25 protein-coding genes are annotated in these 23741 nt (G+C 71.3%); 13 read left to right on the top strand and 12 right to left on the bottom strand.

Translation table 11 applies throughout. The annotated features are described in order from the left end of the window. Positions 1-42 precede the first annotated feature (42 nt). The 5 genes from A9977_RS05025 to mhpD are packed head-to-tail and all read right to left on the bottom strand — an operon-like array spanning position 43 to position 4047. Entirely contained in the window at positions 43-1023 is a 981-nt protein-coding gene (locus tag A9977_RS05025; RefSeq protein WP_259651822.1) for a tripartite tricarboxylate transporter substrate binding protein, read from the bottom strand. 31 nt (positions 1024-1054) lie between these two features. Then, positions 1055-1951 carry an amidohydrolase family protein gene (locus A9977_RS05020; RefSeq protein ID WP_183023792.1) on the bottom strand — a complete coding sequence of 299 codons (897 nt, stop codon included), beginning with the start codon at positions 1949-1951 and terminating at the stop codon, positions 1055-1057. Then, a complete protein-coding gene (locus A9977_RS05015) occupies positions 1948-2412 on the bottom strand; it encodes a carboxymuconolactone decarboxylase family protein (RefSeq protein ID WP_183023791.1) in 465 nt (154 codons plus the stop codon). The genes A9977_RS05020 and A9977_RS05015 overlap by 4 nt, the downstream gene beginning before the upstream one ends. Before the next feature lie 43 nt (positions 2413-2455). Then, a complete protein-coding gene (locus A9977_RS05010) occupies positions 2456-3241 on the bottom strand; it encodes a 2-keto-4-pentenoate hydratase (RefSeq protein ID WP_183023790.1) in 786 nt (261 codons plus the stop codon). Further along, entirely contained in the window at positions 3238-4047 is an 810-nt protein-coding gene (mhpD, locus tag A9977_RS05005) for a 2-keto-4-pentenoate hydratase (protein ID WP_183023789.1), read from the bottom strand. Before mhpD ends, A9977_RS05010 begins: the two co-directional genes overlap by 4 nt. Positions 4048-4154: 107 nt before the next feature. Here mhpD and A9977_RS05000 point away from each other — a divergent pair, with 107 nt between their 5' ends. Together A9977_RS05000 and A9977_RS04995 are read left to right on the top strand one after the other, a co-directional pair. After that, a complete protein-coding gene (locus A9977_RS05000) occupies positions 4155-5069 on the top strand; it encodes a LysR family transcriptional regulator (RefSeq protein WP_183023788.1) in 915 nt (304 codons plus the stop codon). Further along, complete coding sequence (locus A9977_RS04995; protein WP_183023787.1) at positions 5066-5971, top strand: LysR family transcriptional regulator; 906 nt, start codon at positions 5066-5068, stop codon at positions 5969-5971. The genes A9977_RS05000 and A9977_RS04995 overlap by 4 nt, the downstream gene beginning before the upstream one ends. A 1-nt stretch (position 5972) precedes the next feature. Here the strand turns inward: A9977_RS04995 and A9977_RS04990 are convergent, their stop codons facing one another. The 4 genes from A9977_RS04990 to A9977_RS04975 form a co-directional block, all read right to left on the bottom strand. Next, entirely contained in the window at positions 5973-6923 is a 951-nt protein-coding gene (locus tag A9977_RS04990) for a tripartite tricarboxylate transporter substrate binding protein (protein WP_183023786.1), read from the bottom strand. Positions 6924-6963: 40 nt separating this feature from the next. Continuing rightward, entirely contained in the window at positions 6964-7548 is a 585-nt protein-coding gene (locus A9977_RS04985; protein WP_183023785.1) for a cupin domain-containing protein, read from the bottom strand. A gap of 45 nt (positions 7549-7593) precedes the next feature. Next, positions 7594-8943, bottom strand: coding sequence for a fumarylacetoacetase (gene fahA / locus A9977_RS04980; protein WP_183023784.1), 1350 nt, complete (start codon positions 8941-8943; stop codon positions 7594-7596). A gap of 167 nt (positions 8944-9110) precedes the next feature. Continuing rightward, positions 9111-10028 carry a LysR family transcriptional regulator gene (locus tag A9977_RS04975; protein WP_183023783.1) on the bottom strand — a complete coding sequence of 306 codons (918 nt, stop codon included), beginning with the start codon at positions 10026-10028 and terminating at the stop codon, positions 9111-9113. 223 nt (positions 10029-10251) lie between these two features. Between A9977_RS04975 and A9977_RS04970 the strand changes: the two genes are divergently transcribed. From A9977_RS04970 to alr, 10 genes are all read left to right on the top strand, one after another. Then, complete coding sequence (locus A9977_RS04970) at positions 10252-11277, top strand: SMP-30/gluconolactonase/LRE family protein (RefSeq protein WP_183023782.1); 1026 nt, start codon at positions 10252-10254, stop codon at positions 11275-11277. Further along, the gene (locus A9977_RS04965) at positions 11274-12284 is read left to right on the top strand and encodes a fumarylacetoacetate hydrolase family protein (protein WP_183023781.1); all 1011 of its coding nucleotides are present in this window, start codon (positions 11274-11276) and stop codon (positions 12282-12284) included. Before A9977_RS04970 ends, A9977_RS04965 begins: the two co-directional genes overlap by 4 nt. Before the next feature lie 41 nt (positions 12285-12325). Next, on the top strand, positions 12326-13261 hold the full coding sequence (locus A9977_RS04960; protein WP_183023780.1) for an ABC transporter substrate-binding protein: 936 nt from the start codon (positions 12326-12328) through the stop codon (positions 13259-13261). After that, entirely contained in the window at positions 13258-13983 is a 726-nt protein-coding gene (locus A9977_RS04955; protein ID WP_310936087.1) for an ABC transporter ATP-binding protein, read from the top strand. Before A9977_RS04960 ends, A9977_RS04955 begins: the two co-directional genes overlap by 4 nt. 86 nt (positions 13984-14069) lie before the next feature. Then, on the top strand, positions 14070-14867 hold the full coding sequence (locus tag A9977_RS04950) for an ABC transporter permease (protein WP_183023779.1): 798 nt from the start codon (positions 14070-14072) through the stop codon (positions 14865-14867). Continuing rightward, positions 14864-15622 carry an ABC transporter permease gene (locus tag A9977_RS04945; protein ID WP_183023778.1) on the top strand — a complete coding sequence of 253 codons (759 nt, stop codon included), beginning with the start codon at positions 14864-14866 and terminating at the stop codon, positions 15620-15622. The genes A9977_RS04950 and A9977_RS04945 overlap by 4 nt, the downstream gene beginning before the upstream one ends. Before the next feature lie 46 nt (positions 15623-15668). Further along, complete coding sequence (locus tag A9977_RS04940) at positions 15669-16475, top strand: cyclase family protein (protein WP_183023777.1); 807 nt, start codon at positions 15669-15671, stop codon at positions 16473-16475. Between the two features lies 1 nt (position 16476). Continuing rightward, a complete protein-coding gene (locus A9977_RS04935) occupies positions 16477-17538 on the top strand; it encodes an amidohydrolase family protein (protein WP_183023776.1) in 1062 nt (353 codons plus the stop codon). A gap of 151 nt (positions 17539-17689) precedes the next feature. Next, entirely contained in the window at positions 17690-19000 is a 1311-nt protein-coding gene (locus A9977_RS04930) for a D-amino acid dehydrogenase (protein WP_183023775.1), read from the top strand. After that, positions 18997-20082 (top strand): alanine racemase, encoded by a 1086-nt coding sequence (alr, locus tag A9977_RS04925; protein WP_183023774.1) that lies wholly within the window; start codon positions 18997-18999, stop codon positions 20080-20082. Before A9977_RS04930 ends, alr begins: the two co-directional genes overlap by 4 nt. 18 nt (positions 20083-20100) lie before the next feature. Here alr and A9977_RS04920 read toward each other — a convergent pair whose 3' ends face one another. Further along, complete coding sequence (locus A9977_RS04920; protein ID WP_183023773.1) at positions 20101-21042, bottom strand: LysR family transcriptional regulator; 942 nt, start codon at positions 21040-21042, stop codon at positions 20101-20103. Positions 21043-21148: 106 nt separating this feature from the next. On the opposite strand from A9977_RS04920, the gene A9977_RS04915 reads away from it, so the two are divergent. Then, positions 21149-22501 (top strand): aspartate aminotransferase family protein, encoded by a 1353-nt coding sequence (locus A9977_RS04915; protein ID WP_183023772.1) that lies wholly within the window; start codon positions 21149-21151, stop codon positions 22499-22501. 21 nt (positions 22502-22522) lie between these two features. Here the strand turns inward: A9977_RS04915 and A9977_RS04910 are convergent, their stop codons facing one another. Beyond that, positions 22523-22987 carry a winged helix-turn-helix transcriptional regulator gene (locus A9977_RS04910; RefSeq protein ID WP_183023771.1) on the bottom strand — a complete coding sequence of 155 codons (465 nt, stop codon included), beginning with the start codon at positions 22985-22987 and terminating at the stop codon, positions 22523-22525. Positions 22988-23119: 132 nt separating this feature from the next. Then, entirely contained in the window at positions 23120-23692 is a 573-nt protein-coding gene (locus A9977_RS04905) for a phosphatase PAP2 family protein (RefSeq protein ID WP_183023770.1), read from the bottom strand. Positions 23693-23741: the final 49 nt, after the last annotated feature.

Here is a 23741-nt window from a genome sequence, read left to right as displayed (position 1 = left end):
TGGATGGTGATGAAATTTCTGGGGTGGGGAAGGCGAGGCGGGTCAGTCGAGGCTCACGCCGGCGGACTGCACCACCTTGCCCCACTTGAGGCTCTCGGCCTGCATGAAGCTGGCCAGTGCCTTGGGCTCGCCGCCGGTCAGTTCCACGCCGGTGGCCGCGAAGCGCTGCACCAGGTCGGGCCGCTTGAGCGTGGTGTTGACCGCCGCATTGAGCTTGTGCAGCACGTCGGCGGGCAGGGCGGCCGGGCCGACGATCGCGAACCAGGCGACGGACTCGAAGCCCTTCACGCTCTCCGCGATGGCCGGCAGGCCCTTGATGGCCGCCACCGGCTGCGCCGTCGCCACGCCCAGGCCGCGCATGCGGCCCGACTCGACGAAGGGCAGGGTCGAAGGCGAGTTGTCGAACATCACCTGGATCGCGCCGCCCATCAGGTCGTTGGCCGCCGGCGAACTGCCGCGGTAGGGCACGTGCACCAGGTCGAGGCCGGCCTGCGACTTGAGCAGTTCCATCGTGAGGTGGCTGGTGGTGCCGTTGCCCTGCGAACCGTACGAAAGCTTGCCCGGATGCGACTTGGCATAGGCGATGAACTCGGCCAGCGTCTTGTAGGGCTGCGCGGGGTTCGTCACCAGCACGATCGGCACCGAGGCCAGCATGCCGATCGGCGACAGGTCCTTGACCGGGTCGTAGCCCTGGCGCTTGTAGAGATGCTGGTTGATGCTCAGCGGGCCCGCGGTGCTGACCAGCAGCGTGTAGCCGTCGGGCTTGGCGCGCACCACCACCTCGGTGCCCACGTTGCCGCCGGCGCCGGGCCGGTTGTCGACGATCACGGTCTGCTTGAGTTCGCGGCCCATGCCCTCGGCCACGGCGCGCGCCAGGATGTCGGTGGTGCCGCCGGGCGGGAACGGGACCACGATGGTGATCGGGCGGCTGGGGAAGCTCTGTGCCATGCCGGCCGTGGCGAAGGCCATCAGCGTGCCGCAGGCCAGCAGGCGGGCGAGGTGTCGAATCGGGTTTGTCTTCATTGTTCTGTTCCAGTTGTCTGCTGTTCGGGGGTCAGTCGTCGAAGCCGTACAGCCGTGCCGGGTTGCGCACCAGCATCTGCTGCTGCACCTCGGGGTCGGGGACCCAGAGCGGGATCAGGTCGACGGTGTCGGCGTCGTTGGGCATCGCGCCCGCATGGATCGGGTGCGGCCAGTTGGTGCCCCACAGCAGCCGGTCGGGCCGCGCCTGCGCGACCGCGTGCACCATCGGCAGCATGTCGGGGTGCGGGTAGGGCAGCGAGGACGAGCGGTAGAGGCTGGCCAGCTTGACCCAGCAGCGGTCGGTGTCCAGCAGGTCCATCACGGCCGCGAAGCCTTCGCTCTGCGTGCCTTCGCTGCCCAGCACATGGCCCAGGTGGTCGAGCACGAAGGGGTTGGGCAGGGCGCGCAGCCGCGGGGCGAGCGCCGTCAGCTCGGCCGAGTGCCGCAGGTGCAGCACCAGGTGCCAGCCCAACGCATGGGTGGCCTCGGCCAGCGCTTCCAGGTGCTCGAAGTTCGCGCCGCCGCGCACCACGGTCGAGATACGGCAGCCGCGCATGCCGCCGTCGTGCAGCGCCTGCAGTGCTTCTGGCGAGAGGCCCGGCCGGATCACCGCGACGCCGCGTGCGCGCGGGCCCAGCGCCTCGATCGCATCGAGCGTGGCGCAGTTGTCGGTGCCGTGCGCGCCGCCCTGCACCAGCACGCAGCGGTCGATGCCCAGCGTGTCGAGCAGCGTCCGGTACTGGTCGACCGTGCAGTCTTCGGGCGTGTAGCTGCGCTCGGGCGAGAAGGGGTAGCGCGCCTGCGGGCCGAAGACATGCGCATGCGTGTCGACAGCGCCGCGCGGCAGCGTGAAGCGCGGCCGACGGAGGTTGCGGTCCGGGCCCGGGCACGGCGGTGCCGCAACGCCCGCGGTGGTGGGCGTGCTCACGCTGCGGCGGCCTTCGAGGCGGCGTCCTCGCGCTGGGCGAGATCGGCCAGGATGTCGGCGCCGCGGTTGGCCGCGGGCAGGCCGCGGAACAGGAAGCACAGGCTGATGACGGCCTGCATCTCGTCCCAGCCCGCGCCCGCGCGCCGCGCCGCCAGGCCGTGCGTGGTGGCCGCGTCGTTCATGTCCATCAGCAGCATGCCGAACAGCATCAGCTGCACGGTCTTGGGGTCGAGCACGTCGGTGTACATGGCGTGCGTGCGCATCTGCTCCTGCAGGTCGAGCATCTTCGGGTCCAGCGCGCCCGTGACATGGAAGCGCGACTGGATGCGCGGCGGCACGTAGCCCAGCAGGTCGCGGTAGACCTGGCCGCGTTCCTCGGGGCTCTGCTGGCCTTCGAGGTAGGGGCCGATGACCCGCTGGACCACGGAGGGATCGAAGGGCTTGGCGGGGGTGGAACTCATGGTGTCTGTCTCCTGGTGTTGTGGGGGCGAAAGAAAGGCGGCCTCAGCCCTTCAGGTGGAAGCCGGCCTGGCCGAGCTTTTCCATCTCGACCGAGACGTACTGGCCCGGACGGATCCATTCGGCCGGCGTGGCGCCGCCGGCCATCACGATCCAGCCGGCCTGCAACGGCTCGCCTGCCGCGGCCGAGAGCCGCGCGGCCGCCACCAGCGAACGCAGCGGGTGGCCCAGCAGCGCGGCGGTGGAACCCACCTGCGCCACGCGGCCGTCGATGTTCAGCGTGAGGCCGAGGTTGCCGAAGTCCACCCGGCGCGGATCGCTCCAGGGGCCGACCACGAAGGCACTCGACGAGGCGTTGTCGGCGATCACCTCGGGCAGCGTGAACTTGAAGTCCTGGTAGCGCGAGTCGATGATCTCCAGCGCCGGCGCGATGGCCTCGACCGCGGCCAGCGCCTCCGGCCCGGTCACGTCGCCCGCCAGCGGCTTCTTGAGCACGAAGGCCAGCTCGGGTTCGCAGCGCGGATGCACGAAGCGCGAGAAGTCGATGGCCGTGCCTTCCTCCACCTGCATGCTGGAGCTGAGCCGGCCCCAGATGACGTCCGACAGCCCCATCTGCAGCATCTTGGCGCGGCTGGTGAAGCCCATCTTCACGCCCACGCGGCGTTCGCCGCGCGCGATGCGGCGCCGGATCGACGCGGCCTGGATCGCATAGGCTTCGTCGAGGCCGAGGCGGTTCTCGGGATCGATCTGCGGCAGCTCGCGGGCCTCGCGCGCGCAGGTGTCGAGCAGCTCGGCGAAGTGCTCGATGGAAGGGGTCGTGGTGTCGTTCATGCCTTGTCTCCGCCAGGGGCTGCCGCGAAGGCTGCGCGCACGCTGCCCAGGCCGTTGATGTGGGTCTCGAAGATGTCGCCCGGCGCCACGGCCACCATCGGGCCGAGCGCGCCCGAGAGCACCAGGTCGCCCGCGCGCAGCGGTGCGCCCAGCCGGGCCATGGTGCGAGCCAGCCACACCACGGCATTGAGGGGATGGCCCAGGCAGGCCGCGCCGGCGCCGGTCGACACCGGCTCGCCGCGCCGCAGCATGGCCATGCCGGCCAGGCGCAGGTCGAAGTCGGCCAGCTTGCGCGGCGTGGTGCCCAGCACATAGGCGCCGGCCGAGGCGTTGTCCGCGACGGTGTCGACGAACTTGATGTTCCAGGCGGCGATGCGGCTGCCGACGATCTCGATGGCGGGCAGCGCGTAGTCGATGGCGCGGATCAGGTCGGTGTGGCCGGGCAGCGCCATGTCGAGGTCGCGGCCGAGCACGAAGGCGATCTCGGCCTCGACCTTGGGCTGGTGCAGCACCTCGGCCGGCACCGGCTCGCCGTCGCCGTAGACCATGTCGTCGAACAGCACGCCGAAGTCCGGCTGGTCGACGCCGAGCTGCTGCTGCACCACGCGCGAGGTCAGGCCGATCTTGCAGCCGACGACGCGCCGGCCTTCCTGCTGCACGCGCAGCTCGGTGTTGATCTTCTGGATGGCGTAGGCATCGTCCCCGGTGATGTCGGTGAACTGTTCGCGCAGCGGCGCGATGAAGTGGCCGGTGCGCGCCGCGTCGCGCAGCGCGGCCGCGGCCTGCAGGTGTTGCTGGGGTGTCATGGGATCGAGGTCTCCTTGTGGGGCCTGATCATCCGCAGCACCTTCGATACGGTCAAATACCGATTTTTCCAGGTTTGATACCCTTTGGGTATTGAACAGGAGAACCCATGGACCTGCGACAGATGCGCCTTTTCCTTGCGCTCGCCGAAGAGCGGAACTTCTCGCGCGCGGCCGAGAAGCTGCACATGACCCAGCCGCCGCTCACGCGCCAGATCCGCGCGCTGGAGGAGGGCATGGGCGTGGCGCTGTTCGTGCGCACCGCCAAGGGCGTGGACCTCACGGTCGCCGGCCAGGCGCTGCTGGAGGAGGTGCCCAACGTGCTGTCGCTGGCCCGCCTGGCCGAGGAGCGCACCCTGCGCGCGGCGCGCGGCCTGGGCGGCAAGATCGAGATCGGCATCTTCACCGCCAGCGTGCTCAGCGTGATCCCGCAGCTGCTCGCGCGCTTCCATGCGCAGCGGCCCGACGTGCAGATCGGCCTGCACACCATGAGCAAGATCGAGCAGCTCGAGGCGCTGCGCGAGCGGCGCATCACCGTCGGGTTCAACCGCCTGGTGCCCGAGGCGCCCGACATCGCGGTCGAGCCGGTGCGGCGCGAGAAGCTGGTGGTCGGCCTCTACGACAAGCACCCGCTGTGCGCGCGCAAGACCGTCTCGCTGCGCGACCTCGAGGACCAGCCCATGATCCTCTACCCCAACCTGCCGATCGCGGGCCTGGCGCAGGCCGTCACCGCGGCCTTCCAGCGCGCCAAGCTGCGCCTGCGGGTGGAACAGGAGGTGGAAGACGTGCTGACCTGCGTGGCGCTGGTCTCGGCCGGCTTCGGCGTCTGCATCACGACCGAGCCGGCGATGAATCTGCGCCTGCCCAACATGGTGTACCGGCCGCTGCGCGCCAGCGACCTCAACGACGTGGAACTGAGCTGCCTCTACCGCCGCGACGACCGCTCGCCGGTGCTGCTGGCCTTCCTCGACGTGGTGGATGCGTACCGCAGGGGCAGCGTGCAGCGGCGTGACAATGCCGCATGAGCCGAACCCGCCCCGATCCGGACAAGCTGCGCCTCATCGCCGCGGTGGCGCGCCTGGGCAGCCTGTCGAAGGCCGCGCTGCATGAGCGCGCCTCGCAGCCCTACATCAGCAAGGTGATCGCGCAGTTCGAGCAGGAATTCGGCGCGCGCCTGTTCCAGCGCACCGGGCGCGGCATGCTGCTGACCGAGTTCGGCCGCGGCGTGGTGCCGCGCATCGATGCCTGGCTGAGCGAAGGCGACGCGATGATGGACCAGTTCAGCGCCATGGCCGGCACGCCGGCCGGCGACGTGCGCCTGGCGATGCTGCCGTCGCTGAGCAGCCCGCTGATGGGCGCGCTGGTGTCGACGCTGCGCGAGGGCCACCCCGGCATCCGGCTGCACCTGGCCGAAGGCTATGCGGACCAGCTCGAGGCCTGGCTGCAGAACGGCGAGGCCGACCTGGCGCTGACGCTGCGCTTCGATGGCGTGCCGCACAGGCACGGGCTGCACCTGGTCGACACCGACGTCTACCTCTGCGCGCGCGCCGGCGATCCCGTCACCGCCGCGCCGACCGTCGCCTTCGCGGCGCTCGAGCGGCTGCCCCTGATCTTGCACCGCAAGGCAGGCGTGCTGCACCGGCACCTGCAGCAGCTGGCCGAAGCCAAGGGCCTGACGCTCGACGTGCAGCTCGAGGTCAGCTCGCTGGGCATCCAGCGCGACCTCGCGGCCGCCGGCAGCGGCTATTTGCTGCTCAACCACAGCGCGGTGGCGCAGGATGTGGCGAGCGGCCGGCTCCAGGCCAGCCGCGTCGTGCAGCCCGAGCTGGTGCAGCACATCGACCTCCACTTCTCGCCCCGGGGGCCGGTCAGCGGCGCGACGCGCGTCGTGGCACAGCTGATCCAGCAGCTGGTGCGCGCACCCTGAGCTACTTCTGCGCCTTCAGTGCACGGCCCTGCAGTTCGAACTGCGCCTGCACGGCGCGCGTGAATTCGCTGCGGGACTGGTAGCGGACCGCCGTCTGCAGGGTGGCCGCCACCTGTTTCAGGCCCTCGCTGCGCGCGGCATCCTGGCAGGCGCGCTCCAGCGCATCGAGGATCGGGCCCGGGGTCTGCCTGGGCGCGAACAGGCCCGCGTAGGCCACCTGTTCCACCGGCTGGCCGAGCTCGCGCAGGGTGGGCACAGCCGGGAAATTCAGATCGCGCCGGGCGGACATCACGGTCAGCAGCCGCAGGCGGCCGCTCTTCACGAAGGGCGTGGCCGAGGCGGTCACGACCGCCGCGAAATCCACGCGCTCGCCCAGCAGTTCCTGCAGCGCGCCGCTGTCGCCGCGCAGCGGCACATGGGTGAGCGCCAGCTGGTGCAGGCGCGCCAGCGCCTCGACGCCGAGCGAGGGCGCCGAGTTGACGCCGCCGGAGGCGTAGTTGAGGACCTTCGCCGGCTCCGATCGACGCAGCAGGTCGTCGACCGAGCGGATCGGGCTGTCGGCGCGCACCACGATGCCGAGGATGTTCTCGGTCAGGCCGCAGACCGGGGCGAAGGAGGCCGGGCCCAGCGCCAGGCCTGGCACCAGGTGGGGCTGGATCGTCAGCGGCGTGAGCACGGAGTAGGCGAGCGTGAGCCCGTCCGGCGCGGCGCGGCTCAGGGCCGTCATGGCCACCACGCCCGAGGCGCCTTCGCGGCTCACGACCACGAAGGGCTGCTTGAAGCGCTCCTGCAGGTTCGCGGCCAGCGCGCGGGTGATGGCGTCGTTCTGCCCGCCCGCGCTGTAGGGGTTGAGCACCGTGACCGGACGGTCCGGGTAGGTGCCGGCCGGGCCCTGGGCCTGGGCCGCGGCGGCGATCAGCAGGCCGGCGAGCACCGGCAGGAATGGCTTCATGTGTGTCTCCTCGTTCTTCTGGCCGGATGTCCGAAGCGCCTCAGCTGTCGTGCTCGCTGCGCAGCGACAGCGTCTCGTGCATCAGCTGCGCGCCGGCCAGCTGCGCGGCCAGGGGTCCGGTGAACTGGCCATCGAGCAGCACGAAGGCGATGCGCGCGACCTGGTCGGAGCGGTTCTCCCAGGCGTGGTCGGTGCCGCGCTGCACCGCGATGTCGCCGGCCCGCAGCTTGACCTCGGCCTCGTTGTCGAGGATCAGGTGGAGCTCGCCCTGGATCAGGATGCCGTAGTCCAGCGTCTGGGTGCGGTGCATGCCCGGATGGCGTCCGTCGGCGCGCGGCGCGAGGGCCTGCACATGGCCGGGATAGATGTCGAGGATGCGGATGATGGAGCCGTTCGGGTCGGGCGGAATGCGCAGCGGCAGCCGCAGGTTCGGCTCCTCGGGCTCGCCGGCCGCGAGCGGCGCGGGGGTGCGCGCGCTGTTCCAGATCTCGAAGAAGCGCACCCGCTCCTTCTGCCGGCCATGGAACTGGGGCGCGGGCCCGGCCGAGAGGAACACGGACTGGCCGGCTTCGTCGTGGCCGGTGACGACGCGCTGCGGCGGCGGAAGGATCTCGAAGTTTTTCATGGCGATGCGGTGGTTCGGTAGGGCGGGTGTGGGGGTGACGAGGGCTCAGTCCCGCGCCAGGGCCGGGACGATCCGGCCGCGGCACTCGCCGAAGCCGATCCGCGGCAGGCCCGGGCGGGCGCAGAAGGCCGTGAGGACGATCTCGTCGCCGTCCTGCAGATAGGTGCGGGTCTCGCCGTTGGCCAGCGTCAGCGGCGCGCGCCCGCCGCGGGTCAGCTCCAGCAGGCAGCCCTCGCTGCCCGGCGTCGGGCCCGAGACCGTGCCGCTGCCCAGCAGGTCACCGGGGCGCAGCGTGCAGCCGTTGACGGTGTGGTGCGCGATCATCTGGGCGAAGGACCACACGATGTCGCGGCTGAACAGGGCCGTGGCGATCAGCTGCGCGGCCTGGCCCTGCGCGCGCATGCGCTGCGTGCACAGCCTGACCTCGGTCACGATCTCGAAGCTGGCCCGGCGGCTCGACGGTGCGTGCCGCAGGTAGTCCTTCAGGAGCGGCGAGGCCGGCCGTGCGATCTCGACCCGGTAGGGCTCGAGCGCCTCCGGGCTGACCACCCAGGGCGACAGCGTGGTGGCGAAGTTCTTGCCCAGGAAGGGGCCCAGCGGCTGCGATTCCCATTCCTGCAGGTCGCGCGCAGACCAGTCGTTGAGCACGCAGAAGCCCGCGATGTGCGCGTCGGCCTCGTCGACCGCGATCGCGTGGCCGCGCGCGTTGCCCGGCCCGACGAAGACGCCCAGTTCCATCTCGAAGTCGAGCTTGCGGCTGGGACCGAAGACAGTCGCGGTGTCCTGCGGCGCGGCGCGGAACTGGCCCTGCGGCCGGCACACCGGCTCGTCCGTGACGACCAGCGACGAGGCGCGTCCGTGGTAGGCCACCGGGAGCGAGCTGAAGTTCGGCAGCACCGGGTTGTCGGGCCGGTACAGCGAGCCGACGTTGTGCGCGTGGTTGTACGAGGCCAGGAAGTCCGTGTAGTCGCCCACCTGCGCCGGCAGGTCGAAGGCGGCCTGCGATTGGGGCAACAGGCAGCTCGCGCTGCGTTCCTGGTCGGGCGTGCCTTCCTGCAGCAGCGTGGTGAGCGCCGCGCGCAGGGCGCGCGACGCCGCGCGTCCGGCGGCGAACAGCGCATTCAGCGAGGGGGCTGCGCAGGCCCGGCGCAGTTCGGGCGCCAGGGTGTCGAGCAGGCCGAGCCGCCAGGCCCGCCGCAGGTCGAAGACCTCCTGGCCGATGCCCACGCCGATGCGCGCGATCGCATCCGTGCCCGCCGGCCGGAACACGCACAGCGGCAGGTGGGCGAGCGGGAAATCCGCGTCGTCGCGGTTGGCGCTCTGCACCCAGCTGCGAAGCGGCGCGGCGCAGGCGCGGGGGGCGGGGAGGGGAGGCGAGGTGCTGAGTCCAGGCATGGTGGGGTCGAGGCCGCGTGAGGTGTCCGTCCGAGGGCGCCGGATGCCTTCTGCCGAGGGCGCAGGAAGACGTCCGGCCGTTGCGCTGGATGGTAGGCAGCGCGCACGCGCGCAGCTAGGTGCGGGCGGTGAAGGCAGCTATCACCGCGCAGGGACCGGCGGCCGGCTCAGCCCAGCACCGGCAACCGCTGCCCGGCCTCGAGCAGCTGGTCGCGCATCCACGCGGTGCCCGGGTCGCTCTCGCGCAGGCTGTGCCACTGCAGCACCTCGGTCAGGCGCGGCGTGGGCATGGGCGGCGCCAGCACGCGGATCGGCATCGACTGCGCGAACTGCTGCGCCAGCCGGGTCTGGATGGTGGCGATGCGCTGCGTTCCGACCAGGAAGCGCGGCATCAGGGTGAAGGCATGCGTAATGACCTCGATGCGCCGCGTGCGGCCGTATTCGTTGGCGTACCACTGCTCGAACCAGGGGTTGCCGCCGCGGTCGTCCTGGTAGACCACGTGGCCCAGCGCGGTGTACTGCGCGAGGTCGATGGTCTCGCCCAGCGTGGCGTGCTGGGCGCAGGCGATGACCTGGTAGGTGTCCTCAAACAGCACGGCCTGCGGATGCTGGTCGGCGGTCAGGTGCGCGGGCGTGATCAGGAAATCGGCCAGGCCCTGGTCGAGGTCGCTCGCCATGCCCGGGTGCGTGGGGCGCAGGTCGAAGCTCAGGCCCGGCGCGAGCTGGCTCACGCGCCGCAGCACCTCGGCCAGCAGCACGCGCGCGACGTAGTCCGAGGCGATGATGATGAAGTGGCGCTGCGCCAGCGCGGGATCGAAGTCGGGTTTGATCGAGACGGTGGCGTCGATGCGCAGGATGATGTCGCGCACCGGCAGCACCAGGCTCTCGGCCAGCGGCGTGAGCTTCATGCTGCGGCCGACGGCCACCAGCAGCGGATCGCCGAAGTAGTCGCGCAATCGCGCCAGCACGCCGCTGGTCGCCGACTGCGTCATGTGCAGGCGCTCGGAGGCGCGTGTCACGTTCTGCTCCGCCAGCAGGACATCCAGCGCGACCAGCAGGTTCAAATCGATGCGTTGGTATCGCATGGCTCAGGCAAGTGAAGGGCAGCGCATGATACGGCGCGCCATGCGCTGCGCGGCCGCGTGGCATGCATGCCATGGACAGGCCTCGAGCGAGCGACGGACCTAGGGATTACCACTATCGGCGATGCCGATGTCAGCGATCGCCAAAGTCGATTTCCCGATGCGCGGGGGCCTCCGTAGGATCGCCGCCCATGCCGATCCCGCCCTCGTTTTCTGCCGTGCTGCCATGAGCGATGCGTCCCGCAATCCGTTGAAGGGATGGCAGGTCGACCGTGCCGCCATCCGCCACGTGGGGCAGGGGCTGCAGCGGCCCGAGTGCGTGCTGGCCGAACGCGATGGCACGCTGTGGGCGGCCGATGCACGCGGCGGCGTGATGCGCATCGCGCCGGACCGCTCGCAGCGGCTGGTCGCGCCGCGCGTCGAGGGCCGCGGCGATGTCGTCTCGTTGCCCAACGGCCTTGCCTTCGCCGCCAACGGCGACCTGCTGATCGCCAACTGGGGCACCGATGCGCTGGAGCGCATGGACCGCGATGGCGTGCTGCGGACCCTGCACGACCGCATCGACGGCCGGCCGCTGGGCAAGGCCAACCATGTGCTGCGCGACCGGCGCGGCCGCGTGTGGCTCACCGTGACCACGCGCGAGCAGCCCTGGACGCGCCAGCTCCAGACGCGCAGCGCCGACGGCTACATCGCGCGCCTCGACGCGCAGGGCCTGCGCATCGTGGCCGAGGGCTTCTGCGGCACCAACGAGATCCGCTTCGATGCGGCCGAGGAATGGCTCTACGTGGTCGAGAGCACCGGCCAGCGCATCACGCGGCTGCGCGTGGCCGACGACGGCACGCTGGGCGCGCGCGAGGTCTACGGTCCCGCCCGCCTGCCGGGCTTTCCCGACGGCTTCGCCTTCGATGCCTTCGGCAACCTCTGGATCACGCTGATCTTCAGCGACGAGCTGGTGGCGATCACGCCCGAGGGCGAACTGCTCACCCTGCTCGACGACAGCCATCCCGCCACCAAGGCGCGGCTGCTGGGCGCCTTCGACGCCGGCCAGCTCACGCCCGAGATCCTCGAGGCCACGCACGGCAGCCTCGCGCCCTGGATGGCCAGCATCACCTTCGGCGGGCCCGACCTGCGCACCGTCTACCTCGGCAGCCTGCGCGGCAGCACGCTGCCCAGCTTCCGCGCGCCGGTGGCCGGCCTGCCGATGGTCCATTGGGACGAAGAACACCATCCATCCACCACGGAGACACCATGAAATTCGCCACCCTCCACGACGGCAGCCGCGACGGCCGGCCGGTCCTCGTTTCCCGCGACCTGCGGCGCGCCGTCGATGCGCGCGACATCGCACCGACGCTGCTGGCGCTGCTCGAGTCCTGGGACCGGCATGCACCCGCGCTGCAGCAGCGCTATGCCGCCCTCAACGCCGGCGACGTCGAAGCGGCCTTCGACTTCGACCCCGCGCTCGCGATGGCACCGCTGCCGCGCGCGCCCCAGTGGTGCGACGGCTCGGCCTTCCTGCACCACGGCCGCCTGATGGAACGCGCCTTCGACACGCCGCCCATCCCCGAGTTCGACACCGTGCCCGTGATGTACCAGGGCGCGAGCGACGACTTCCTCGGCGCCCGCGAGGTGGTGCGGCTGCCCGACGAGGCGCAGGGCATCGACTTCGAGGGCGAGTTCGGCGTGATCGTCGACCACGTGCCGATGGGCATCGCCCCCGAACGCGCGCTGGCCCATGTGCGGCTGCTGGTGCAGATCAACGACTGGAGCCTGCGCGCGCTGGGTCCGCGCGAGATGAAGGCCGGCTTCGGCTTCCTGCAGGCCAAGCCCTCGACCAGCTTCGCGCCCGTGGCCATCACGCCCGACGAACTCGGCAGCGCCTGGCACGAGGGCCGCATCCACATGAAGCTGCACGTCGGCTGGAACGGCGAGCGCTTCGGCCAGGCGCATGGCGGCGCGATGAACTTCCACTTCGGCCAGCTGATCGCGCATGCGGCGCGCACGCGGCGGCTGTCGGCCGGCACCGTGATCGGTTCGGGCACGGTGTCGAACGCGGCGTCGGAGGCGGGCTCCTCGTGCATCGCCGAACGCCGCGTGCTGGAGATCCTGGCGCACGGCGCGCCGCGCACCGAGTTCATGCGCTTCGGCGACCGGGTGCGCATGGAAGCGCGCTTCGACGAGGCCGGGCCCGACGCGGCCGTGCCCGCGCCCTTCGGCGCGATCGACCAGCAGGTGCTGGCGGCCGCGCCCGCCGAGCGCTGAACGGCCGCCACGCAGACATCCACGAACGACAAGGAGACGCCATGTCCATCCCACGACGCAGCCTTCTGGGCCTCGCGCTGACGCTCGCCCTCGGCGCTGCGCAGGCCGCAACGCCAGCCATCCCGCTCACCGTGAGCTACACCGCCACGCCCGAGTTCGGCGCCATCTTCATCGCCAAGGAGCAGGGCCTCTTCGCCAAGCACGGGCTCGACGTCAAGCTGCAGCTGATTCCGGTCAGTCCCAACGTGCCGGCCGCCGTGGTGTCGAACTCGGTGCAGATCGGCGGCACCACGCCGCCGGTGCTGCTGCAGGCCACCGACAGCGGTCTCGACCTGGTGGCCGTGGCCGGCGGCGGCGTCTACGAAACCAGTTCGCGCGGCGTGGGCCTGGTGGCGCGCAACGGTGTGAGCGTGAACACGGCCGCCGATCTGGTGGGCCGGAAGGTCGGCGTGCCCGGCTTCAACGCCACCCTCCACCTGCTGGTGCGCAAGTGGCTGCTCGACCACGGCGTCGATCCGAAGAAGGTGACGTTCGTGGAGGTCGCCATTCCCCAGATGCCCGATGTGCTCAAGGGCGGCAGCGTCGACCTGGTGGCCACGGCCGAGCCCTTCGTCGGGCGCATCGTGCAGGGCCAGATCGGCAGCGCGGTGCCGGCCTTCTCGAACGAGCTGGCCAATGGCTTCTCGTCGGTGCTCTACGTGTCGACGCGCAAGTGGGCGGTGGCCAACCCGGCCGCGGTCAAGGCCTTCCGCGACGCGGTGCAGGAGGCCGTCGTCTTCGGCAACGCCCACAAGGATCAGGGCTACGAGGACATCGGCAAGTACTTCAAGGTGCCGCCGCCGGTGCTGCGCGCCACGCCCTGGCCGAACTGGGTCACGACGCTCACCGACGAGCACCTGCGCTTCTGGGTCGACACGATGCGCGCCCAGGACATGCTCAAGAAGCAGCCCATGCTGGGCTCGGTGATCCTGCCATGAGCGCGGGTGGACTGTTGCGGGTCGTGGCACCGGCCGAGGCCGCCGCCCCGCTCATCGCCTTCGACGAGCTGGGCCTGGACTTCAGCGGCCGGCGCATCCTCAACCGCCTGAGCTTCTCGATCGGCCGCGGCGAGATCGTGAGCGTGGTCGGCCCCTCGGGCTGCGGCAAGACCACCTTGCTGCGGCTGGTGACCGGACTGGTGTCGCCCACGCGCGGCGCGGTGCGGCGCGAGGGCGTGGCGGTGGACGGCCCGGCGCCCGACGTGGCGATCGTGTTCCAGGACTATGCCAACGCGCTGCTGCCCTGGCGCACCGTCGCCGGCAACGTGAGCCTGGCGCTCGAGGCGGCCAGGGTGCCGGCCGCGCAGCGCGGCCCGCGCATCGCCGAACTGCTGGCCAAGGTCGGGCTGGCCGCGCATGCCGAGAAGTTTCCGCGCCAGCTCTCGGGCGGCATGCAGCAGCGGGTGCAGATCGCGCGCTGCCTGGCACAGCGGCCCGCGGTGCTGCTGATGGACGAGCCCTTCGGCGCGCTCGACGCCATGACCCGCCAGGACCTGCAGGACGAGATGCTGCGGCTGGTGCGCGAGACCGGCACCACGGTGCTGTTCATCACGCACGACCTGGACGAGGCGATCTACCTGAGCGACACGGTGGTGGCCTTGCGCGCCAACCCCGGCGAGGCCTCGAGCCTGGCCCGGACCTTCACCGTGCGGCTGCCCTAGCCGCGCAACCAGCTGGCCACGCGCGAGGACCCCGAGTTCCTGCGGCTGCGCCGCCAGGCCTACGACTACCTGCTGGAGGCGCACTGATGGCCGCCGCGATCCTCGCTGTGTCGCCGACCCACGCCCGGCACGCATGGCGTGCATGGGTGCTGCCGCTGGGCACGCTGGGGGCGGCCGAGGCGCTGCTGCGCTGGCGCCCGGTGCAGAGCGACGCCATCGCGCTGCCCAGCGCGGTGGCCGAGGCGCTGGTGCGCGCGCTGGCCGACGGCAGCCTCTGGAGCGCCACCTGGCAGACCCTGGCCGCGATGCTGGGCGGCCTGCTCGCGGGCGGTGCGCTGGGCCTGCTGGTGGGCGTCTGGTTCGGCCTGTCGCGCCGGGTGGCCGCGCGCGGCGCGCTGCTGGTCGAGCTGCTGCGCCCGCTGCCGGCGGTGGCGTTGATCCCGGTCGCGATGCTGGTGTTCGGCTTCGGCTACCGGCTGGAGATCTTCGTGGTCGGCTTCTCGGTCTTCTTCCCGATGCTGATGCTGTCCCATGCGGCGGTGCAGGCCGTGCCGGCCCGCCTGCTCGAGGTGGGCCGGATGTTGCGCCTCCCGGTGGCGGCGCGGGTGCGCAAGATCGTGCTGCCGGCCGCGCTGCCGCGGCTGTTCGTCGCGCTGCGGCTGTGCATCGGCATCGCGCTGGTGGTGGCGGTCACGACCGAGATCGCGAGCAACCCGCAGGGCCTGGGCTATGCGCTGCTCTCGGCGCAGCAGAGCCTCGCGCCCGAACTGATGCTGGCGGTGCTGGCCTGGGTCGGGCTGCTGGGCTGGGGCCTCAACGCGGGCCTCCTGGCCTTGCAGCGGCGCTGGTTCGGCGGCCTCGCGGCCACGGGAGCCGGGCGATGAAGCCGCGTTTCGGCGAGGCGCTGGGCGCCGTCGGCGTGGTGCTGGCCTTCGTGCTGCTGTGGGGCGCGGTGGCGCATTTCGAGTGGGTCTCGGCGGTGTTCCTGCCCGGCCCGCTGGCCACGGCCGAGGCGCTGTGCGACGGCCTGCGCCAGGGCGAACTGCTCGCGCTGCTGCTGCAGACGGTGGAGCGCATGGTCTACGGCTGGCTGCTGGCCTCGATCGCGGGCGTGCTGCTGGGGGCGCTGATCGGCACCTCGGCCGCGCTGCGCGCCTGGGTCCAGCCCACGCTGGAGTTCGTGCGGCCGCTGCCGGCCTCGGCCCTCATGCCGCTGGCCATCGCGCTCATGGGCCTGTCGCAGTCGATGGTGCTGTGCGTGATCGCCTTCGGCGCGGTCTGGCCGGTGCTGCTGGCCACGGTGCACGGCTTCGCGGCCGTCGAGCCGCGTTTGTTCGAGGTCGGCCGCGTGCTGCGGCTGTCGCGCGGGGGCTTCATCTGGAAGGTGGGCCTGCCCAATGCGCTGCCCGATGTGCTGGGCGGCATGCGGCTGTCGCTCACCGTGGCGCTGATCCTGGCCATCGTCGGCGAGATGCTGGCCTCGCAGTCGGGCCTGGGCACGGCCATCGTGCAGGCCGCGCGCAGCTTCCGCGCGGCCGACCTGTTCGCCGGTGTCGTGCTGCTGGGCGGCGTCGGACTCGTGAGCAACGCGCTGCTGGCGCTGCTCGAGGGCCGGCTGCTGCGCTGGCAGCGGCCCTGAGCCCGCGCCTTCTTCCTTCTTCCCCCATTCCCACGAGCCACCCACCATGACCACCACCTTCGTCGACCTGTCGATCTACCTGGAGAACGACGTGCTCTCCGACCCGCCGCCGCTGGCGCCCCGCATCGAATACAAGGCCCACGCCGAAACCGTGGACGAGTTCACCCGCCTGCTGCCCGGCACCCGGCCCGAGGACTATCCCGACGGCGAGGCCGCGGCCTCCGAATGGGTGCGGCTCACGACCCACAGCGGCACCCACCTCGACGCGCCCTACCACTTCCATTCGACGATGGACGGCAAGCTCGGCGGCGCGCGGCCCTCGATCACCATCGACGAAGTGCCGCTCGACTGGTGCTTCCAGCCCGGCGTGAAGCTCGACTTCCGCCACCTGCCCGACGGCCATGTGGTCACGGCCGCGCAGGTCGAGGCCGAGCTCGCGCGCATCGGCCACACGCTGTCGCCGCTGGAGATCGTGGTGGTGAACACGCGCGCCGGTTCGCGCTACGGCCACGACGACTTCGTGAACGCGGGCTGCGGCATGGGCTACGAGGCCACCATGTACCTGCTGGAGCGCGGCGTGCGGCTCACCGGCACCGATGCCTGGAGCTGGGACGCGCCCTTCAGCTACACCGCGCAGAAGTTCGCCGAGACCGGCGACACGCGGCTCCTGTGGGAAGGCCACAAGGCCGGCCGCGACATCGGCTACTGCCACCTGGAGAAGCTGCACAACCTCGAGGCGCTGCCGCCCACCGGCTTCCACATCGCCTGCTTCCCGCACAAGATCCGCGCGGCCTCGGCTGGCTGGACGCGCGCGGTCGCGATCTTCGACCGGCGCCTGCAGGCCGCGCACTGAGATGTGGGTGCACCTCTGCGGCGAGGGCGGCGCGCCCTGCTGCGCACCCGCGCCCGTCACCCGGCCCTTCACGGTCGACGTGCATTGCCATGTGGTGACGCTGGCGGTCGAGGCACTGGTGGCCGGGCATCCCGACCGGCGCGCCGAGGCGGCGGCGATGCAGGCGGCCATGGGCCCGGCCTCGGCCGCGCACAACCAGGCCGTGATGCTGCCGCAGGCCCTGCCGCGGCTCATGAACATGGCGCAGCGGCTGGCCGACATGGATGCGATGGGCGTCGACGTGCAGGTCCTGAGCCCCTCGCCGCACCAGTACCACTACTGGGCCGAGCCGGCGTTGGCCGAGGAGATCGTGGCGCTGCAGAACGCGCACATCGCGGCGCTGTGCGCGGCCCACCCCGATCGGCTGCGGGGGCTGGGCACGGTGGCGCTGCAGCACCCGCCGCGCGCCGCGGCCCAGCTCGCGCACGCGGTGCAGGGGCTGGGGCTGCAGGGCGTGGAGATCTCGACCTCGGCCGCGGGCCTGGAGCTCGACGATCCGGCGCTCGACCCCTTCTGGGCCATGGCGGCCGCGCTGCAGGCGGTGATCTTTATCCACCCCTTCGGCACCCAGCTCGGATCGCGGCTCGCGACCCACTACCTGAGCAACACCATCGGGCAGCCGCTCGAGACCACGGTGGCGCTGTCGCGGCTGATCTTCGGCGGCGTGCTGGACCGCCATCCGGGCCTGCGCATCCTGGCCGCGCACGGCGGCGGCTACCTGCCGACCTGCCTCGGCCGCTCGGCCCATGCGCGGGCCGTGCGCCCCGAGGCCGCGACGATGGCGCGGGCGCCGCGCGACTACCTGCGCGAGATGTTCTTCGACACCGTGGTCCACGAGCCGATGGCGCTGCGCCACCTGATCGAGGCCGTCGGCGCCTCGCAGGTGCTGATGGGCACCGACTATCCCTTCGACATGGGCCACTACGCGCCGCATGCGCTGATGGCGGCCATCCCCGGCATCACCGAGGCCGAGCGGGCGCAGCTGCTGGGGGGCAATGCGCGGCGGCTGTTTGGGCTCGGCTAGGGGGCGCGCCGCGCCTTTCACTCCCGGCGCCGCCTTTGCGGGCGCGCGCCAGCAAGATTCACTGCAAGGGGCCCGAAGTTCGATCGAACTTGCGGGGCCTCCGGCCCTAAATTTGTGGGATCACTCCACCGATCACACACAGGGTCTCGTCATGAAAGTCATCGTCCTCGGCGGCGGCGTCATCGGAATCAGCAGCGCCTACTACCTCGCGAAATCGGGCGCCGAAGTCACGCTGCTCGACCGGCAGCCGGGGCCGGCGCTGGAAACCAGCTTCGCCAACGCGGGCCAGGTCTCGCCCGGCTATTCCACGCCCTGGGCCGCGCCGGGCATCCCGCTCAAGGCCATGAAGTGGATGTTCCAGAAGCACGCGCCGCTCGCGATCCGGCTCGACGGCAGCCTGTTCCAGCTGCAGTGGATGGCGCAGATGCTGCGCCACTGCTCGCCCGAGCGCTATGCGATCAACAAGGAACGCATGATGCGCGTGGCCGAGTACAGCCGCGCCTGCCTGCAGCAGCTGCGCGCCGACACCGGCATCCAGTACGAGCAGCGCACCGGCGGCACGCTGCAGCTGTTCCGCACCCAGGCGCAGGTCGATGCGGTGCAGCGCGACATCGCGGTGCTGGAGGAATGCAATGTGCCCTACGAGCTGCTGCGCGCCGACCAGCTGGCTGCCGTCGAGCCCAGCCTGGCGCAGGCGCGCGACCGGCTCGCGGGCGGGCTGCGCCTGCCCAAGGACGAGACCGGCGACTGCCATCGCTTCACCACCGCGCTGTGCGAACTCGCGCGCGGCCTGGGCGTGGACTTCCGCTTCGGCCAGTCGGTCGACGGGCTGCTCACCGAGGGCGGCCGCATCACCGGCGTGCGCGTGGGCGCCGAAGTGCTGAAGGCCGACCGCTACGTGCTGGCCTTCGGCAGCTACTCGCGCAGTTTCCTGCAGTCGGCCGAGATCGACCTGCCGGTCTACCCGGTCAAGGGCTACTCGCTGACCGTGCCGCTGGTCGATCCGGCCTTCGCGCCGCAGTCGACCGTGCTCGACGAGACCTACAAGATCGCGGTCACGCGCTTCGACGACCGCATCCGCGTGGGCGGCATGGCCGAGCTCGGCGGCTTCGACCTGCGGCTGGACCCGCGGCGCCGCGCGACGCTGGAGCATGTGGTGACCGACCTGTTCCCTGGCGGCGACGTGGCGGCCGCGAGCTTCTGGACCGGCCTGCGGCCCATGACGCCCGACAGCACGCCGGTGATCGGCGCCACCAAGTACCCGAACCTGTTCCTCAACACCGGCCACGGCACGCTGGGCTGGACCATGGCCTGCGGCTCGGCCAAGCTGATCGCCGACATGGTGACCGGCCAGCGCCCGGAGATCAGCAGCAGCGGCCTGGGCATCGACCGCTACGCGAGCGACGGCGCGCGCCATCGCGCGCTGCAGCCTTCGGCCGCCTCGACCCCGGCCTCGGCATGACCCGGCCATCCCGGGCGCGCATCGACCTCGGTGCGTTGCGCCACAACTACGCGCTGGTGCGCCGCCTGCACGGCGGGCGCGCGCTGGCGGTGCTCAAGGCCAATGCCTACGGCCACGGCGCGGTGCGCTGTGCGCAGGCGCTGGAAGGGCAGGCCGACGGCTTCGCGGTCGCCTTCCTCGACGAGGCCGCGACCCTGCGCGCGGCCGGCATCCGCGCACCCATCCTCGTGCTCGAAGGGCTGTTCGATGCCGACGAGCTGGCGGCGGCCCATGCGCTGGACCTCTGGATCGTCGTGCACCACGAGGCGCAACTGCACATGATCGAGGCCGATCCGCATCCGGGCACGCTGCAGGTCTGGCTCAAGGCCGACTCCGGCATGGGTCGGGCCGGCTTCGCGCTGGCCGACATGCCGGCAGCCCATGCGCGCCTGCGCGCCAGCGGCAAGGTCTCGGACATCGTGCTCATGACGCACCTGGCGCAGGCCGACGAGCCCGGCCGCGACATGACGGCGCGCCAGCTCGCGGCCTTCGATGCCGCGACCCGCGACCTGCCCGGCGACCGCAGCCTGAGCAACTCGGCCGGCCTCCTGGGCTGGCCCGGCGCCCGGCGCGACTGGGCGCGGCCCGGCATCTGCCTCTACGGCGCGGACCCGATGCCGCCGGCCTGGCGCGAAGCGGGGGACGGGCGCGCGCAGCCGCTGCGCCCCGTGATGCATTTCGAGAGCCAGGTCTTCGCGGTGCGCACGCTGCAGCCCGGCGATGCGCTGGGCTACGGCGCCACCTTCGTGGCCGACGCCCCCACGCGCGTGGGCCTGGTGGCCGCGGGCTATGCCGACGGCTACCCGCGCCTGGCCGGCACGGGCACGCCGGTGGCGGTCGACGGCGCGCTGACGCGGCTGATCGGCCGGGTCTCGATGGACATGCTGACGGTCGACCTGAGCACCCGGCCCGAGGCCGGCATCGGCAGCCGGGTCGAGCTGTGGGGCGCGCAGGTCGAGGTCAACGAGGTGGCGCGGCGCGCGGGCACCATCGCCTACGAGCTGCTGTGCAACCTCAAGCGCGTGCCGGTCGCCTACGAGTAGAAGAAGACGCGCCGGGCCTCAGGCCGGCGCATGCGCCGCAACCAGGCAGTCGGCGAACATCTGGGTGGCGCGCGAGGGCGCGGGCGACCTGCGCACCAGGCTGACGAACTGGCAGGCGTAGTGGAAGCGCTTGGGCGCGATCGCGCGCATCAGGCCGCGCTGCTCGAAGGCCTCGGCGTAGTGGTTGGGCAGAAAGCCCAGGAATTCGCCCGAGAGGATCAGCGTGGCGATCGACTCCTGGTCGAAGCCCGTGGCCTTGCGCGGCAGCTCGGCGCGGTGGCTGAGCTCCATGTTGGGCGAGTGGTAGCCCAGGCCGGCGAAGGCGTGGGTGCGCAGCCTGGCCCAGCTCAAGCCGGTGTGTGAGCCCGTGAACAGCGGATGCCGCTGCCCGCAATAGAGCAGCATGGTCTCGCCGAACAGGTCGGCATAGGCCAGGCTCTCGGAACTGCGGTGCGAGGGAATGATGCCGACCTGGAAGCGGCCGTCGATCACGCCGCGCTCGATGGCGTTGATGCTCGCCACATGCAGCGACAGGCGCACGCCCGGCGCCGCCGCGCGGAAGCGCGCCACGGCCTCGCCCAGCCGCGCCTGCGGGTTGGTCGCGGTCTTGTCGAACACCGCCACGTCGAGCTGGCCGCCCAGGCGCTGGTGGATGTCGTCGATGCTGCTGCGGAAGGCATCGACCGAGGCCAGCAGCCGCAGCGTCTGCTCGTAGACCTGCTGGCCCTCGGAGGTGAGCGCGAAGCCGGCCCGGCCGCGCCGGCACAGCACCATCGCCAGCCGCGTCTCGAGGTCCTTGACGTGGCGGCTCACGGTCGAGGCGCCGATGTTGAGCTCCAGCTCGGCCGCGGTCATGCCGCCGCATTCGACGACGGTCTTGAACACCCGCAGCAGGCGCAGGTCCATGTCGCTCAGCTGGCCGAGCAGCGCGCGCGATTTGGGCTTCGTACTTACTTTCATGGATCCGCAAGTGAACGTGGATATCGCGTCATTCTCGCCGGTGAATCGCGGCCCAACAATCGCGGCTTCTCCACCCCTTCACGCCGCGTTTGCCGCGGGCCGCCCCATGTCCACTTCGACCGTCGCTCCACCCGCCGCGCCACAGCACACCGACACCCCGTCGCTCGATGCCTACTGGATGCCCTACACCGGGAACCGCCACTTCAAGGCCGACCCGCGGATGATCGTGGAGGCCAAGGGCACCTACTTCACCGACGGCGAGGGCCGCAAGGTGTTCGACGGCCTGTCGGGCCTGTGGTGCACCGGCCTGGGCCATGGCCGCCCCGAGATCACCGAGGCCGTGAGCCGCCAGATCGCCAGGCTCGACTACGCGCCGGCCTTCCAGTTCGGCCACCCGCTGGCCTTCGAGCTGGCCAACAAGATCAAGGAACTCACGCCCGCCGGGCTGGACCGCGTGTTCTTCACCAACTCCGGCTCCGACGCGGCCGACACCTCGCTCAAGATGGCGCGCGCCTACTGGCGCGCCAAGGGCAAGGCCAGCAAGACGCGGCTGATCGGGCGCGAGAAGGGCTACCACGGCGTCAACTACGGCGGCCTGTCGGTGGGCGGCATCGGCGGCAACCGCAAGGTCTTCGGCGCGGGCATCGAGGCCGATCACCTGCCGCACACGCTGCTGCCCGGCCAAACCTTCACGCGCGGCATGCCCACGCAGGGCGCCGAACTGGCCGACCGCCTGCTCGACCTGATCGCGCTGCACGACGCCTCGAACATCGCGGCGGTGATCGTCGAGCCGATGTCCGGCTCGGCCGGCGTGGTGGTGCCGCCGCAGGGCTACCTGCAGCGGCTGCGCGACATCTGCACCGCGCACGACATCCTGCTGATCTTCGACGAGGTCATCACCGGCTTCGGCCGCTGCGGCGCGATGACCGGCGCCGAGGCCTTCGGCGTGGTGCCCGACATCATGAACATCGCCAAGCAGGTCACCAACGGCGCACAGCCGCTGGGCGCGGTGGTCGCCAAGGACGAGATCTACCAGACCTTCATGGAAGCGGGCGGCCCCGACTACATGGTCGAGTTCGCGCACGGCTACACCTACTCGGCGCACCCGGTGGCCTGCGCGGCCGGTGTGGCGGCGCTCGATGTGCTGAAGGCCGAGGACATGATCGGCCGCGTGAAGACGCTGGCACCGTACTTCGAGGAGGCGGTGCACAGCCTCAAGGGCCTGCGGCACGTGACGGACATCCGCAACTACGGCCTGGCCGCGGGCATCACGCTGGCCGCGCTGCCGGGCGAACCGGCGCGCCGGCCCTTCGAGGTCGCGATGGCGTGCTGGCGCAAGGGCTTCTATGTGCGCAGCGGCGGCGACACCATCCAGCTGGCACCGGCCTTCGTCACCGAGAAGGCCGAGATCGACCGGCTGATCAACGCCCTGGGCGAGGCGCTGGCCGAGACGGCCTGAACAGGGCTGCGCACGGGCCGCTCAGCGGTCCATGCGCAGCGCCATGCTTTCCTTGATCTCTTCCATCACCACGTAGCTGTGGGACTCTGCCGCGACCGGCAGCTTCTTGAGGATGTCGCCGAGCAGGCTGCGGTACTCGTCCATGCCGCCCAGCCGGGCCTTGACCAGGTAGTCGAAGTCGCCCGAGACCAGGTGGCATTCCTGCACGTCGGGCACGTGCAGCAGTTCCTGGCGCACCTTGTCGAAGACCTCGCCCGACTTCGAGGCCAGCTTGATCTCGACGAAGACCAGCAGCGTCTTGCCCAGCGCCTGCGGCGACAGCTGCGCGTGGTAGCCGGTGATCACGCCCTCGCGCTCCATGCGCTTGACGCGCTCGGAGCAGGGCGAGGTCGACAGGCCGATGCGCTGCGCGAGTTCGGTCATCGCGATGCGCCCCTCGCGCTGGAGGATGTCCAGAATCTTCCGGTCGGTGCGGTCCAGTTCCATCGTCGTTGCTCGGTAGAACGCCTCAGCGGCGCGGCCGGAATTTTCACTGCGAATCGCCGGCAGTGCAATGGAATCGACTGGGTATTTGCGGATCCAGTGGATCAGTTCATGGGTGAAAGCGCTCGCATCCCATCAAGACAGCCCGCCGAAGGACGACGCCAGCGGCGGGCGCGGGCCCACGGCCGTGGCAGGGCGGTACGGCCGCCAGGCCAGCACCAGCGCGCCCGCCTGCACGGCGGCGATCGCGATCCCCGCCAGGATGTCGAATGGAAAGTGCACGCCGACATAGATGCGCGCCCAGCCCACGGTGCAGGCCATCGCGAGCATCAGGCCGCCGGGCCAGCGCAGGGCCGCGCGTGACAGCAGGGCGAAGGCGATGAAGAACATCACGGTCGCATGCGTGCTCGGCGTGGCCGCGCTCGCGCGGTGGCTGATGTAGGCCGGCACCCAGCCGGCGACGAAGGGGCGGGGCATGTTGAAGTGGGCCGCGATCGCATGCGACAGCAGCGAGGCCAGCACCGCGCCGGCCACGACGACGGCCAGGAAGAAGCGGTCGGGGCGCCGCTTCCAAACGACCCAGGCCAGGCCGGCGGCGCAGACCCAGGTGCCCCACTGCGCCGACAGCCAGGCGATGAGCAGCGGCCATGCGGCGGGCTCGTCGCCAGCGGCGATCCACTGCAGCCATTGGATGTTGAGCGCGTGCATGGCGGGGCAAAAGGCGGGTGGACCTGCTGCGCGATGCGCAGCGGGGAAG

This window comes from Variovorax sp. UMC13 (genome assembly GCF_014170375.1).
Taxonomy (GTDB): Bacteria; Pseudomonadota; Gammaproteobacteria; order Burkholderiales; family Burkholderiaceae_C; genus Variovorax.
The sequence above is the reverse complement of the archived record's forward strand: the minus strand, read 5'-3'. Positions and strand labels throughout refer to the sequence as shown.

Coding starts and splice junctions, on each gene's coding strand:
- A9977_RS04985 (WP_183023785.1), bottom strand. CDS start 7,548: ATGAAAAACTTCGAGATCCTTCCGCCGCCGCAGCGCGTCGTCACCGGC.
- A9977_RS05025 (WP_259651822.1), bottom strand. CDS start 1,023: ATGAAGACAAACCCGATTCGACACCTCGCCCGCCTGCTGGCCTGCGGC.
- A9977_RS04960 (WP_183023780.1), top strand. CDS start 12,326: ATGTCCATCCCACGACGCAGCCTTCTGGGCCTCGCGCTGACGCTCGCC.
- A9977_RS04935 (WP_183023776.1), top strand. CDS start 16,477: ATGTGGGTGCACCTCTGCGGCGAGGGCGGCGCGCCCTGCTGCGCACCC.
- A9977_RS04945 (WP_183023778.1), top strand. CDS start 14,864: ATGAAGCCGCGTTTCGGCGAGGCGCTGGGCGCCGTCGGCGTGGTGCTG.
- mhpD (WP_183023789.1), bottom strand. CDS start 4,047: ATGACACCCCAGCAACACCTGCAGGCCGCGGCCGCGCTGCGCGACGCG.
- A9977_RS05010 (WP_183023790.1), bottom strand. CDS start 3,241: ATGAACGACACCACGACCCCTTCCATCGAGCACTTCGCCGAGCTGCTC.
- A9977_RS05000 (WP_183023788.1), top strand. CDS start 4,155: ATGGACCTGCGACAGATGCGCCTTTTCCTTGCGCTCGCCGAAGAGCGG.
- A9977_RS04965 (WP_183023781.1), top strand. CDS start 11,274: ATGAAATTCGCCACCCTCCACGACGGCAGCCGCGACGGCCGGCCGGTC.
- A9977_RS04975 (WP_183023783.1), bottom strand. CDS start 10,028: ATGCGATACCAACGCATCGATTTGAACCTGCTGGTCGCGCTGGATGTC.
- A9977_RS04915 (WP_183023772.1), top strand. CDS start 21,149: ATGTCCACTTCGACCGTCGCTCCACCCGCCGCGCCACAGCACACCGAC.
- A9977_RS04905 (WP_183023770.1), bottom strand. CDS start 23,692: ATGCACGCGCTCAACATCCAATGGCTGCAGTGGATCGCCGCTGGCGAC.
- A9977_RS05015 (WP_183023791.1), bottom strand. CDS start 2,412: ATGAGTTCCACCCCCGCCAAGCCCTTCGATCCCTCCGTGGTCCAGCGG.
- A9977_RS04990 (WP_183023786.1), bottom strand. CDS start 6,923: ATGAAGCCATTCCTGCCGGTGCTCGCCGGCCTGCTGATCGCCGCCGCG.
- A9977_RS04930 (WP_183023775.1), top strand. CDS start 17,690: ATGAAAGTCATCGTCCTCGGCGGCGGCGTCATCGGAATCAGCAGCGCC.
- A9977_RS04910 (WP_183023771.1), bottom strand. CDS start 22,987: ATGGAACTGGACCGCACCGACCGGAAGATTCTGGACATCCTCCAGCGC.
- A9977_RS04970 (WP_183023782.1), top strand. CDS start 10,252: ATGAGCGATGCGTCCCGCAATCCGTTGAAGGGATGGCAGGTCGACCGT.
- A9977_RS04995 (WP_183023787.1), top strand. CDS start 5,066: ATGAGCCGAACCCGCCCCGATCCGGACAAGCTGCGCCTCATCGCCGCG.
- A9977_RS04950 (WP_183023779.1), top strand. CDS start 14,070: ATGGCCGCCGCGATCCTCGCTGTGTCGCCGACCCACGCCCGGCACGCA.
- A9977_RS04920 (WP_183023773.1), bottom strand. CDS start 21,042: ATGAAAGTAAGTACGAAGCCCAAATCGCGCGCGCTGCTCGGCCAGCTG.
- A9977_RS04940 (WP_183023777.1), top strand. CDS start 15,669: ATGACCACCACCTTCGTCGACCTGTCGATCTACCTGGAGAACGACGTG.
- A9977_RS04955 (WP_310936087.1), top strand. CDS start 13,258: ATGAGCGCGGGTGGACTGTTGCGGGTCGTGGCACCGGCCGAGGCCGCC.
- fahA (WP_183023784.1), bottom strand. CDS start 8,943: ATGCCTGGACTCAGCACCTCGCCTCCCCTCCCCGCCCCCCGCGCCTGC.
- alr (WP_183023774.1), top strand. CDS start 18,997: ATGACCCGGCCATCCCGGGCGCGCATCGACCTCGGTGCGTTGCGCCAC.